Annotated in this window: 14 protein-coding genes; 9 read left to right on the top strand and 5 right to left on the bottom strand. The window is 62.4% G+C overall.

The features are described from left to right. Window positions 1-14 precede the first annotated feature (14 nt). Together AC1DPX_RS26940 and AC1DPX_RS26935 are read right to left on the bottom strand one after the other, a co-directional pair. Window positions 15-203 carry a type II toxin-antitoxin system HicA family toxin gene (locus tag AC1DPX_RS26940; RefSeq protein ID WP_183458502.1) on the bottom strand — a complete coding sequence of 63 codons (189 nt, stop codon included), beginning with the start codon at window positions 201-203 and terminating at the stop codon, window positions 15-17. A 48-nt stretch (window positions 204-251) separates the two neighbouring features. Continuing rightward, window positions 252-701, bottom strand: coding sequence for a PaaI family thioesterase (locus tag AC1DPX_RS26935; RefSeq protein WP_202354737.1), 450 nt, complete (start codon window positions 699-701; stop codon window positions 252-254). A 154-nt stretch (window positions 702-855) separates the two neighbouring features. On the opposite strand from AC1DPX_RS26935, the gene AC1DPX_RS26930 reads away from it, so the two are divergent. From AC1DPX_RS26930 to AC1DPX_RS26905, 6 genes are all read left to right on the top strand, one after another. Further along, window positions 856-1,677: an enoyl-CoA hydratase gene (locus AC1DPX_RS26930; protein ID WP_477240401.1), complete on the top strand. Its 822-nt coding sequence runs from the start codon at window positions 856-858 to the stop codon at window positions 1,675-1,677. Window positions 1,678-1,679: 2 nt separating this feature from the next. Then, entirely contained in the window at window positions 1,680-2,102 is a 423-nt protein-coding gene (locus tag AC1DPX_RS26925) for a VOC family protein (protein ID WP_477240399.1), read from the top strand. Beyond that, window positions 2,102-2,878 carry an AAA family ATPase gene (locus tag AC1DPX_RS26920; protein WP_477240397.1) on the top strand — a complete coding sequence of 259 codons (777 nt, stop codon included), beginning with the start codon at window positions 2,102-2,104 and terminating at the stop codon, window positions 2,876-2,878. Before AC1DPX_RS26925 ends, AC1DPX_RS26920 begins: the two co-directional genes overlap by 1 nt. Next, on the top strand, window positions 2,875-3,396 hold the full coding sequence (locus AC1DPX_RS26915; RefSeq protein ID WP_477240395.1) for a CoA-binding protein: 522 nt from the start codon (window positions 2,875-2,877) through the stop codon (window positions 3,394-3,396). Before AC1DPX_RS26920 ends, AC1DPX_RS26915 begins: the two co-directional genes overlap by 4 nt. A 160-nt stretch (window positions 3,397-3,556) precedes the next feature. Next, window positions 3,557-4,837 (top strand): O-acetylhomoserine aminocarboxypropyltransferase, encoded by a 1,281-nt coding sequence (locus tag AC1DPX_RS26910; RefSeq protein WP_019857664.1) that lies wholly within the window; start codon window positions 3,557-3,559, stop codon window positions 4,835-4,837. A 6-nt stretch (window positions 4,838-4,843) separates the two neighbouring features. Further along, window positions 4,844-5,188, top strand: coding sequence for a cupin domain-containing protein (locus AC1DPX_RS26905; protein ID WP_202354732.1), 345 nt, complete (start codon window positions 4,844-4,846; stop codon window positions 5,186-5,188). Here AC1DPX_RS26905 and AC1DPX_RS26900 read toward each other — a convergent pair whose 3' ends face one another. Both AC1DPX_RS26900 and AC1DPX_RS26895 read right to left on the bottom strand, forming a co-directional pair. Continuing rightward, the gene (locus tag AC1DPX_RS26900) at window positions 5,189-6,148 is read right to left on the bottom strand and encodes a hypothetical protein (RefSeq protein WP_477240393.1); all 960 of its coding nucleotides are present in this window, start codon (window positions 6,146-6,148) and stop codon (window positions 5,189-5,191) included. Window positions 6,149-6,284: 136 nt separating this feature from the next. Beyond that, window positions 6,285-7,535: a cytochrome P450 gene (locus AC1DPX_RS26895; protein ID WP_477240391.1), complete on the bottom strand. Its 1,251-nt coding sequence runs from the start codon at window positions 7,533-7,535 to the stop codon at window positions 6,285-6,287. Window positions 7,536-7,639: 104 nt separating this feature from the next. Between AC1DPX_RS26895 and AC1DPX_RS26890 the strand changes: the two genes are divergently transcribed. After that, window positions 7,640-8,743 carry an NAD(P)/FAD-dependent oxidoreductase gene (locus AC1DPX_RS26890; RefSeq protein ID WP_477240389.1) on the top strand — a complete coding sequence of 368 codons (1,104 nt, stop codon included), beginning with the start codon at window positions 7,640-7,642 and terminating at the stop codon, window positions 8,741-8,743. On the opposite strand, the gene AC1DPX_RS26885 is transcribed toward AC1DPX_RS26890, so the two are convergent. Further along, window positions 8,740-9,330, bottom strand: coding sequence for a hypothetical protein (locus AC1DPX_RS26885; RefSeq protein WP_202354728.1), 591 nt, complete (start codon window positions 9,328-9,330; stop codon window positions 8,740-8,742). The genes AC1DPX_RS26890 and AC1DPX_RS26885 overlap by 4 nt on opposite strands. 338 nt (window positions 9,331-9,668) lie before the next feature. Here AC1DPX_RS26885 and clpP point away from each other — a divergent pair, with 338 nt between their 5' ends. Both clpP and clpX read left to right on the top strand, forming a co-directional pair. Beyond that, window positions 9,669-10,298 carry an ATP-dependent Clp endopeptidase proteolytic subunit ClpP gene (clpP, locus tag AC1DPX_RS26880; RefSeq protein WP_202354727.1) on the top strand — a complete coding sequence of 210 codons (630 nt, stop codon included), beginning with the start codon at window positions 9,669-9,671 and terminating at the stop codon, window positions 10,296-10,298. A gap of 295 nt (window positions 10,299-10,593) precedes the next feature. Then, complete coding sequence (gene clpX / locus AC1DPX_RS26875) at window positions 10,594-11,868, top strand: ATP-dependent Clp protease ATP-binding subunit ClpX (RefSeq protein ID WP_010915651.1); 1,275 nt, start codon at window positions 10,594-10,596, stop codon at window positions 11,866-11,868. Window positions 11,869-12,049 lie beyond the last annotated feature (181 nt).

Below are 12,049 nucleotides of genomic sequence, written 5' to 3'. Positions count from 1 at the left end.
CGGCGCAACTTCGCCTATCCGATCCAACCAGCTTGCTTGGCGATCGCGCGAGCAGTGCCGGTAGGCAGGTCTTTTTCGGGATGCGGAACAATCAGCACGATCTCGCCCTTCCGGAATTTGTGGTGCGAGCCGCGTATGGAAATCAGCTCGAACCCATCCTCCTTAAGGCGCTTTATGATCTTACGGCTGTCACGCTCAAGCAAAAATCACCTATGCGCATATATATACACATTGCCCGGAAGTTTCAATGATCACACCCGCTTCGGCGGGATCGAATAGGTGCCAGTCGCGTGCGCGATCGTGTGTCCTTCCGGACCGGCGACGATGTCGATATCGAACACCATCAGGCTCTTTCCCAGCTTCAGGATGCGGCAATGGCCGTCGATCGGCCCGGCCTCGGCTTTGCGCACGAAGTTGATGTCGAGATTGACCGTCACGGAAAGCGCATCCGGCCCGGCATGGGAGAGCACACAGACATAGCCGCCAATGTCGGCCAGCGTGAACAGCGAGGGACCGGATACGGTGCCGCCCGGGCGCAAATGCCGCTCGCCGGCATTGAGCCGCACGGTGCAGCCGCCCGGAAACACGTCGATGGCCTCGTAATATCTGAACTGGTCGTTGAGTTGCGGATAGACGGTTTCCATCAGCGTGTTGACTTGCGCTGCGGTCAGCACCGGCTTGAGGTTGGTCTGGGCGGGCATCTCGTTCTCTCGCTTTTAGGCCAAACCTCTATGAGCGCGGCAGGGCGCCTCTGGCAACACCTTCAGCCATCTGGCGCAAGCGATGGGTGTTGGACGAAGCCCGATCCGATATTAGATAGTCTGCCAACGCCGACCGGAATCGCGGAGACCTTCCATGGCCGAAATCCTTGCCATCAAGCCTACCGCTGTCGAGGGTCCGGTTACGAGCAGGCTGGACAAGGGCGTGCTGCGCCTCACCCTCGCCAATCCGCCCGCCAACGCCCTGTCGCTGGCGGTGATGGCGGCGCTGACGGCGGAACTCGACCGCGCCAAGGCCGACAAGGCGGTTCGTGTCATCATCCTGTCGGCGGCGGGAAAAGTGTTCTGTGCCGGCCATGATCTCAAGGAAATGACCGCGCGGCGTGCCGATGCCGATCGCGGCAAGGCCTTCTTCGAAGAGACCTTTGCCGCTTGTGCCCAGCTGATGCAGACGATCGTGCGCCATCCCTTGCCTGTCATCGCCGAAGTCGACGGCCTGGCGACAGCCGCCGGCTTGCAACTGGTCGCCAGTTGCGACCTTGCAATCGCCTCGCATGAGGCGACCTTCTGCACGCCGGGCGTCAACATCGGCCTGTTCTGCTCGACACCGATGGTGGCGCTGTCGCGCAATGTCTCACGCAAGCAGGCGATGGAGATGCTGTTGACGGGCGAGACGATCGACGCGGCAACCGCCAAGGAATTCGGCCTGGTCAACCGCGTCGTGCCGCGCGAATACCTGAATCAGATCGTCACCAAATACGCGCAAACCATTGCTTCCAAATCATCTTTGGTGGTCAAGACCGGCAAGGAAGCCTTCTACGCGCAGGCCGAAATGGGACTGGCGGACGCCTATGCCTATACCGGCCGCATCATGGTCGAGAACGTGCTGGCGCGCGACGCGGAAGAAGGCATCGGCGCCTTTATCGGCAAGCGCAAGCCGGAATGGACGGACGAGTAACCTTGGAACCGCGCATCTCCATCATCACGATCGCGACGGACGATCTCGATCGCGCGGTGCGTTTCTACGAGGCAATGGGCCTGAAACGGCATGCCGGCATCACCGACGGCGTCGCCTTCTTCCAGATGGGCGGGGCCATTCTCGGCCTGTTTCCGCGCGTCAGCGCCGAGGCGGATGCGGGGCTTGCCTTCACCAAGGCGCCTTCCGCCGTCTATCTCGCCTACAACACCCGCTCCGATGCAGAAGTCGACGAGGTGCTCGCCATGGCGGAAAAGGCAGGCGGCCGCATCGTCAAGCCGGCCGGCCGCGCCTTCTGGGGCGGCTGGTACGGCTATTTCGCCGATGCCGACGGCCATGTCTGGGAAGTGGCGCACAATCCGGCCTTTCCGATCGCGGAAGACGGCACGATTTCGCTGCCTGGGTGATGGCCTACCGCAAGCAACTGACGCGGCTCAAGGCGCCCTACCTCAAGCGCATCCTGCTCGATCCGGAGCGGGTGTCCGACTGGGAAAAATACCCCTGGAACCTGCCGCTGTTTCGCGGCCACCAGTTCGAACTCGAATTCACGACGCCGATCACCATCATCGTCGGCGAAAACGGCACCGGCAAATCCACGCTGCTGGAAGCGATTGGCGCCCTGGCCGGCTACGACGAGGCCGGTGGCGGCAAAGGCTACCGCCCAGTCGACCACTCCGGCGCCATCGACAAGAGTGGCGCTGCGCTGGCAGACACATTCCGGGGTCACTGGCTGCCAAAAGTCACTGCCGGCTGGTTCTTTCGCGCCGAATCCTTCTACTCGGTCGCTCGTTACCTCGATCAGGCGGCGCTGACGTCTGGTGGGGCTCCGCCGGATTTCCTGTCCTGGTCGCATGGCGAAGGCTTTATCCGTTTCTTCGAGGAACGCTGCCGCAGGCAAGGCATCTACATCCTCGACGAGCCGGAAAGCGCGCTGTCTCCATCGCGCCAGATCGAACTGCTGAAGATGCTGCGGCGCATGGATCAGTCCGGCACCGCGCAGGTGATCATGGCGACGCATTCGCCGCTGTTGATGGCTTGTCCTGGCGCGCGGCTGTTCCGCATCAGCCGCTTCGGGCTCGAGCCTGCCGACTTTCGTGATACGGACCATTTCCGCATGTTGCGCGATTTCAGCAATGACCCGGATGGTTTTCTCACTGAGGCGTTGTATGAGGACGAGGCATGAATCACGATAGCTACGACAATGCCTACATCGGCGACATCCTCAATTCGGTGAAGACCATCGCCATGGTCGGCGCATCGGCCAATGACGTGCGGCCGAGCTATTTCGTGCTGAAATACCTGCTGGCCAAGGGGTTTTCGGTGATCCCGATCAATCCCGGTCAGGCCGGCAAGGAGATCCTCGGCCGGATGACCTATGCCAGGCTGGCCGATATTCCGGGGCCGATCGACATGGTCGATATCTTCCGCGCCGCGACTGCGGTGCCGGGCATTGTCGACGAGGTGTTGCGGCTCGACCCCTTGCCGAAAGTCATCTGGATGCAGCTTGGCGTGCGTCATGACGAGGCCGCCGCGCGCGCCGAAGCCGCCGGCATCAAGGTGGTGATGAACCGCTGCCCCAAGATCGAGTACGGCAAGCTCTCCGGTGAGATCGGCTGGACCGGCGTCAATTCAGGCGTGCTGTCGTCCAAAAAACCGCTGATGCGCCAGGGGTTCCAGAGTTTCGGCGTGCGCCAGAAATAGGCGGCGGCCGAGAAGCGCAAAATTATTCCGGCTAACGCCGTATTTTCCTGCGACTTGATCGAAGGTCCCACGCCGAAGGGTATTTTCTTCTTTGCATTCCGAGCCGGGCTTCGCCAAGAATGCCCGGCGATTTTCAGAAATTTCTCGAGGGAGGTTTTAAGTGACCCGTACGCCCGGTTTCAACACGCTCGCCGTCCATGCCGGCGCCAAGCCCGATCCGGCCACCGGCGCGCGCGCCACGCCGATCTACCAGACGACCTCCTTCGTCTTCGACGATGCCGACCACGCCGCGTCGCTGTTCGGCCTGAAGGCCTTCGGCAACATCTACACCCGCATCATGAACCCGACGCAGGCCGTGCTTGAAGAGCGCGTCGCCGCACTTGAGGGCGGAACGGCCGCCCTTGCGGTCGCGTCCGGCCACGCCGCGCAGGTCATCGTGTTCCACAATCTGATGCAGCCGGGCGACAATTTCGTCGCCGCGACAAGGCTTTATGGCGGCTCGATCAACCAGTTCGGCCATGCCTTCAAGAATTATGGCTGGGAGGTGCGTTGGGCCGACACCAACGACATTTCGACCTTCGAGAGCCAGATCGACGACAGGACCAAGGCGATCTTCATCGAGAGCCTGGCCAATCCTGGCGGCACTTTCGTCGACATCGAGAAGATCGGCGACATCGCCCGCAAGCATGGCCTGCCGCTGATCGTCGACAACACGTTGGCCTCGCCCTATCTCATCCGACCGATCGAGCATGGCGCCGACATCGTCGTCCATTCGCTGACCAAGTTCATCGGCGGCCACGGCAATTCGATCGGCGGCGTCATCGTCGATGGCGGCACCTTCGACTGGTCGAAGTCGGGCAAATACCCGATGCTGTCCGAGCCGCGCCCCGAATATGGCGGCCTCGTCCTGCACGAAACCTTCGGCAATTTCGCTTTCGCCATCGCCGCGCGCGTGCTCGGCCTGCGCGATCTCGGCCCGGCGATCTCGCCGTTCAACGCCTTCCTCATCCTGACCGGCCTGGAAACCCTACCGCTGCGCATGCAGCGCCATTGCGACAACGCCGTCACCGTCGCCGGCTGGCTGTCCAATCACCCCAAGGTTGCCTGGGTGAATTATCCCGGCCTTCCCAGCGACAAGAACAATGCGCTGCAGAAGAAATACTCGCCGCTGGGCGCAGGCGCCGTGTTCACCTTCGGCCTCAAGGGCGGCTACGAGGCCGGCGTCAAATTCGTCGAGGCGCTGGAACTGTTCTCGCACCTGGCCAATGTCGGCGATACCAAGTCGCTGGTCATCCACCCGGCCTCGACCACGCACCGCCAGCTTTCCGACGAGCAGAAGGTCAAGGCCGGCGCCGGCCCGGACACCGTGCGGCTTTCGATCGGCATCGAGGACGTTACCGATATTGTCGCCGACCTCGAACAGGCACTCGCCAAGGTTTGATTGCTGATGGCTGCTTTTCTTTCAGTCGACACCAAGAGCGTCGAACCCGAATCCGGCGCGCCCGCGCCGGACCGGCTGATCTCGGGCGATCCGAAATTCCGCACCTGGAATGTCGAGGAGCGGGATGGCGGCCTATATGCCGGCATCTGGGAATCGACCCCCGGCAAATGGCGCATCGTCTATGACGAATGGGAATTCTGCCACATCCTGTCCGGCGTTTCGGTGATCGCGGAAGATGGGGGGCAAGCTCACACCGTCAAGACCGGCGACAGTTTCGTGCTGAGGCCGGGCTTCAGGGGCAGCTGGGAAGTGCTTGAAACGACCCGCAAGGAGTATGTGATCAAGCTGTGATCATTTCACCGGAAACTGGCTGAGGCAGGCTTCCGACGCCTTGTCGTGCGCCGTCAGCAGATCGGCGTCCTGGGCCTCGATATCGGCGTCAGATATCTCGTCGCGATAATATTGCGCCAGGAGGTCGAGCCCCTGCTGGCTGACGCCATAGGTCGGGATTTCGCGCGCGACGCATCCGCAAAGCGCGAGCGCGCGGTCCGGCGAACCAGTCTTGTGGTTGGCCATGATGAAATCCTGCACCGGGCAGGCGTCGAGGAAGCCATTGAAGTTCAGCTTGTGCTGCGGCTGGTCCCCATGATCGAAATAGGCCGGCGGCCATTGGCTTTTGCCGCTCGCCACGTCACAGCCGGTGGCGACGTCCTGGGCACTTTTCGACAAAGCGAGCCAGGCATCTTCCTTGTCGCCTATTGGATACTCGATTTCCTGCCCGGCAATCGAAGCCGTGTAGGCATCAAGGTCGGCCTGTTTGAAGCCGACGACCTGAAATCGGTTGACCTGGCATTGGCATGCCGTGGCCGCCTGTTCCGCTTCCCCCTCGGCCGGCTGCTCGCCCAACTTGTTTTTCTGACAGGCGGCCACGAAGGCTGCGCCATCGAGCGTCGAAGCCGGGAAGGTGGAAGCGTCGAGATAGCGCTTTCCGTCCCACCCGATCGTCAGCGTGTCGGATTGGATGTCGAAAAAATCGTTACGTTTGAAGGGGCTGAGTGCGATCTTGTCCTGCGGCACCAGTCGCACGCCGGGAATGTCGCCCAGAACCTCATGATAGCTGTCGTCTTCCAGGACGAACAGGAAGTTGCCGCATTTGACCCCGTCGCAGCCCGGCGCATAGCGGTAGGCGAAGATTTCAGGCAAGCCGTCCAGATTGAGATCGACCTCGATGGCGAAGGACGCCAGCGGCAGGCCCTTCGATCCGGTCTGCCGTTCCAGGAGCACCATTGCCATCTTCTGGGCGATGGCCATGCTGTTCTCCCACGGGATATTTTCCGGCTGTTGCTGGGCGCGCGCCATGCCCAGGCAGGCGCATAGCAACGCCAATGCGAACGCCGTCGCCGGTCTCCAGAACAGTCTCATCGCGCAGCCCCAGGCTCGCGATCGTTCAGAAACCGACGGCGAGCGTTTCCAGCCCATGGAAGTGGTAAGTGTCGCGGAAGCGGGGCTGTTCGGCAAGATGCAGTTGCGGATGCCGTTCGAACAAGGTCTTCAGCGACACCTGCAGTTCGAGCCGCGCCAGCGGCGCGCCGATGCAGAAATGGATGCCGGCGCCGAAGGACACGTTCTTCTGGTCGGTGCGATCCGGCCGGAAGGCCTGCGGTTCGGCAAAGGCGCGCGGGTCATGGTTGGCCATGCCGAGCAAGAGCCCGATGGTCTGCCCCGGCTGCACGACGATGCCGGGTGCAATCTCGATCTCCTGATAGGCGTAGCGCATGAACATATGCAGCGGCGCGTCGAAGCGCAGGCATTCTTCGACGGTGGCAGCTGCCGCTTCCGCCGATTTGAAGAAACGGCTGGGATCGCCGCCTTGCGCCAGGATCGAGCGCACGGCGTTGCCGGTCTGGTGCACGGTGGCCTCATGGCCGGCATTGAGCAGCAGGATGGCGGAGGACACCATCTCATCCTCGGTCAATTTCTGACCGTCCTCTTGCGCCGAGATCAGCAGCGACAAGAGGTCGTCACCAGGATTCCTGCGCCGCTCGGCGACGTAGCCGCGCAGGAAATCGGCAAATTCGCCCGCGGCGCGATTGGCCGTCTCCTCGGTCTCGCGGCTACGGCCATGGATGTACATGGCGACCATTTGATGCGACCAGTCGAGCAGTTGCGGCCCCATCTCGACCGGCACGCCGAGCATTTCGGCGATGATGGTGATCGGCAGGGGAGAAGCGAAGGCGGGCAAAAGGTCGACCGGTCCGGCGGGATCGAAGCGGTCGATCAGTTCGTTGGCGAGCGCCTCGACCCGCGGCCGCAGCCGCTCGACCTGGCGCGAGACGAAGGCGCGGTTGACTAGTGTTCTCAGCCGCGTGTGCACCGGCGGTTCCAGTTCCAGCATGGAGTTTGCCTCGATGCCGTCGAATGCCCTGAGATGGCTTCGGTCCTGGCCGGCACCACGGCTGTCGGGAATACCGGCCGGGTTCTGGCGACCGAAGCGGCGGTCGCGCAGCAGCCGGTTGACGTCGTCGAAGCCGCCAAAGCACCAGAAGCCGAATTCCTCCCAGAGGAAGGCATTCGAGACGTCGTGCAGGCAGGCATAGGCCTCGTACGGGTTCAGGAAGAAAGCCGGCTCGTGCGGGTCGAGCCGCAGCTGGCGAGTGGCTGGATCAAAGGCCAGGTAGGGCAGCGTCGAATTGGTCATGCCAGACCCATAGCGCGGCTTGCCAGCCTCATTCCAGACCGTATGTTGGCGCCCGCCGTCCAATGAATTGAGCCAGCCGGCGCGGCCGCGGAAAGTCTGAACGCATGAATGTGATCGTTGTCGGCGCGGGTATTGCCGGTCTCTCCACGGCGTGGTCGCTGGTCAAGGCCGGCCACAGCGTCTCGATCGTCGAGCAGGGACCGATCCCCAACCCGCTGGCCGCGTCAGGCGACCATCACCGCATCATCCGCCGCGCCTATCGGACCGGAACCGGCTACGGCAGGCTGATCACCGAAGCCTATGAGGCCTGGGACGAGATGTGGACCGATCTCGGCGAAAGCCATCTCGATGCACGCGGTTTCGTCTGCATTTCGCGCGAACCGGGCGACGAGGCCGAGGAATACCGCGAGGGCCTGGAAGAGGGCAATTTTCCCTTCGAACTGTTCGAGCCCGAGGCCGCGGTCAAGCGCTGGCCTTTCCTTGAGCCGGGCACGTTCCGTTATGCCTATTATTCGCCGGAAGGCGGCGCGCTGCATTGCCGCAAGATCGCTGCGGGACTGGCGAAATGGCTGCGCGCCAACGGCGCCAATGTCTACGAAAACAGCAAGGTCACCGCGATCGACTCCGAAACGGGCCACATCGTGCTCGAAAGCGGCGAAACCATGCATGCCGACGGCATCGTCGTCGCCGCCGGCGCCTGGGTGCTGAAGCTGTTTCCGGAACTGGACGGCGAACTGAAGACCTATCGGACGGCCCTTGCCTATGTCGAACCGCCGGCTGACCTGAAGGCGGCCTGGGCGGCGGCACCGGTCGTCCTCGACGTCGGCGGCGCTGTCGATGGCTACGTGATCCCGCCCTCCGGCGGCGCCGGCATGAAATTCGGCTCTGGCCTGCACAGGGTGCCGACCAGCGACGCCGACTGGAACCGTCAGCCGGTGCCGGGCGAGGGCGAGGCGATCCGCAACCTGTTTTCGCCGCCGATCGCCCGTATCGCGGAGTATGAGGTGACCGAGGTCGTCACCTGCGCCTACACCTTCACCGCAGACGACAAGTTCATGGCGCATGCGAAGGGCAGGTGCCTGATCGTCTCAGCCTGCTCAGGCCATGGCTACAAGTTCGGCGCGGCAGTCGGCAGGCGTGTTGCGGCGACCGTCGGCAACGGCGATGTCGCCGGCCTGAAGCGTTGGCTGCGGGCGGAGGTCGCCTAATCCTGGCAGTGCCTGGGAATATGCACGCGCCGCCAGCCTGACGACCCTTCCCTGACCAGAACGCGCCGCGTGACGGTCTGGTAGGAGGCGGGGACATCGATGATGCGTCTTTGCTCCGGCCGCACCAGCACTTCCTCGGCGATCCGGTCGTATTGCGCCGGGATGACGACGCGACGCGTGCGCTCCGGCTGGATCACCACCGTCTCGGCGACGCGTTCATAGCGTGCCTTGTGCCAGACCTTGCACAGCACCTTGCGGCCATGGATGACGCGCCATTCCCAGGAATAGCCGCCGCCATCGACCCTCACCGTGCGGTAGACGGTGCGGGTGACGGCGGGCACGACCTCGTACGTCACCTGCGCTGGAACGGTCATCACCACGCGTTCGCGTGTGCCGTAGATGGGCGGGGTGTAATCGACCTGCTGGCCGGGCGGGCTGACCATCACGTCTTCATAGACGGTGTCGTAGACATCAGGCGTGCGGACCGGTTCGTAGCATTCCACCGCACGGCCGCCGGCCGCCGTCTGCGAAGCCGTGCCGAGCATGGCCAGCCCGGCAATGGCGAAGGATGCGCTTCTCCTGAACATGACACTCCCCCTGTTTGAACTTTAGGCGCAAGTTCAACGTTGAATTGTAGGGGAAGCGGTCCCGGAGAAAAGCGATTTTGCCGCATTTCGTTAAGTGACGCGGTTAAGAAACTGCTACGTTGCGGACCGGTACCGTCCGCTCCGGAGCGGCGTGGGCCTCCGGCGGTGCGATTCCTTGCCGTAAAGCTTGATTCGACTTACCCAGATGGCTAGGACGGGTCGGCCTTGCACAAGGATGAGCCGGCATCCTATCTACGGAACAACGATCCAGAACCGATTCTGCCCGATCTGCCAGCATTCCCGGCGCCGGAATCCCACCGCGAGATAAGAGATAACTGATGAAGAACCCCGTCGAAACCTACATGAACCTCGTTCCGATGGTGGTCGAACAGACCAATCGCGGCGAGCGGGCCTACGACATCTTCTCGCGCCTCCTCAAGGAGCGCATCATTTTCATCACCGGTCCGGTCGAGGACGGCATGGCGACGCTGGTCTGCGCGCAGCTCCTGTTCCTCGAAGCCGAGAATCCGAAGAAGGAAATCAACCTTTACATCAATTCGCCGGGCGGCGTGGTCACCTCGGGCATGGCGATCTATGACACCATGCAGTTCATCAAGCCGGCCGTGTCGACGCTCTGCATCGGCCAGGCGGCCTCGATGGGCTCGCTGCTTTTGACCGCCGGCCACAAGGACATGCGTTTCGCCACGCCGAACGCCCGCATCATGGTTCACCAGCCGTCCGGCGGCTTCCAGGGCCAGGCCTCCGACATTGAGCGCCACGCCATGGACATCGTCAAGCTGAAGCGCCGCCTCAACGAGGTCTATGTCAAGCACACCGGCAAGAGCTACGAGGAGATCGAACGTACGCTCGATCGCGACCATTTCATGACGGCCGACGAAGCCAAGGATTTCGGCCTCATCGACAAGGTCATTTCGTCGCGCGAGCCGGTGGAAGGCGCCGTGGCATAAGGGCTTGGTGGCAGTTGGATGACACCATCACGCGCTTTTGGCGCGTCTTGCGGCATTTCGGCCACAATTGGCTGTTCCCTCGACGGTCGGGATTGCCTACGTTAAGGCTATGTTGATTTTCGACGGCTTAGCTTTGTGTGGGGTTGCTGCGAATCATTGCCACGTTTTCTGATTTGTGTTTCGTACGGAATACGTTGCGGGAGCCGGGACACTGGCGGCGGCGGATTCCCGCGATAAATAGAGTATGCGCCCTTTCAGCCAGACCATCGGCGGGCGGCGATGAAAGGACAGGAAAATGAGCAAGGTCGGCAACAACAGCGGTGACTCGAAGAACACGCTTTATTGCTCGTTTTGCGGCAAAAGCCAGCATGAGGTGCGCAAGCTGATCGCCGGTCCGACGGTCTTCATCTGCGACGAATGCGTCGAGCTCTGCATGGATATCATCCGCGAGGAGAACAAAACCTCGATGGTGAAGTCGCGCGAGGGCGTGCCGACACCGCAGGAGATCCTCAAGGTTCTCGACGACTATGTCATCGGTCAGCCCTACGCCAAGCGCGTGCTGTCGGTGGCGGTCCACAACCACTACAAGCGCCTCGCGCATGCCGGCAAGAACAACGATGTCGAACTGGCCAAGTCCAACATCCTTTTGATCGGCCCGACCGGTTGCGGCAAGACGCTGCTCGCGCAGACGCTGGCCCGCATCATCGACGTGCCGTTCACCATGGCTGACGCGACGACGCTGACCGAAGCCGGTTATGTCGGCGAGGACGTCGAGAACATCATCCTGAAGCTCCTGCAGTCGGCCGACTACAATGTCGAGCGGGCCCAGCGCGGCATCGTCTACATCGACGAGATCGACAAGATTTCGCGCAAGTCCGACAATCCCTCGATCACCCGCGACGTGTCGGGCGAGGGCGTGCAGCAGGCGCTGCTGAAGATCATGGAAGGCACGGTCGCCTCCGTGCCGCCCCAGGGCGGCCGCAAGCATCCGCAGCAGGAGTTCCTGCAGGTCGACACCGCCAACATCCTGTTCATCTGCGGCGGCGCCTTTGCCGGCCTGGACAAGATCATCTCGGATCGCGGCAGAAAGACCTCGATCGGTTTCGGCGCCACGGTCGCCTCGCCGGAGGATCGCCGCACCGGCGACATCTTCCGCCAGGTCGAGCCCGAGGATCTCCTGAAATTCGGCCTCATTCCGGAGTTCGTCGGCCGTCTGCCGGTCCTGGCGACGCTGGAGGACCTCGACGAGCCGGCGCTGATCCAGATCCTGACCGAGCCGAAGAACGCTCTGGTCAAGCAGTATCAGCGGCTGTTCGAGATGGAGAATGTCGACCTGACCTTCCACGAGAACGCCCTGTCGGCGATCGCCAAGCGCGCCATCGAGCGCAAGACCGGCGCCCGCGGCCTGCGTTCGATCATGGAAGCGATCCTGCTCGACACCATGTTCGAACTGCCCGCGCTCGAAGGCGTGCGCGAGGTGGTGATTTCGGAGGAAGTGGTGACCGGCAGCGCCCGGCCGCTCTACATCTACTCCGAACAGAAGGAAAAGAAGGGCAATGTCAGCGCCTGACATGGCACCTGACCTCATATTTTTGTGGAACGGCGCCGTTGCGGCGCCGTTTTGCTGTGTGGGGCACGCGGCCTTCGCAATGGAGTGGATTTGCCGGCGATGTTAACTCTTGATCTTTGCCCCGCTTGCATCCACCTAACACGAGAAGGCCGAGGTGCCCGATTTCTGTGCTGTAAAACTC

This window comes from Mesorhizobium sp. 01N446 (assembly GCF_056399285.1).
The sequence above is the reverse complement of the archived record's forward strand: the minus strand, read 5'-3'. Positions and strand labels throughout refer to the sequence as shown.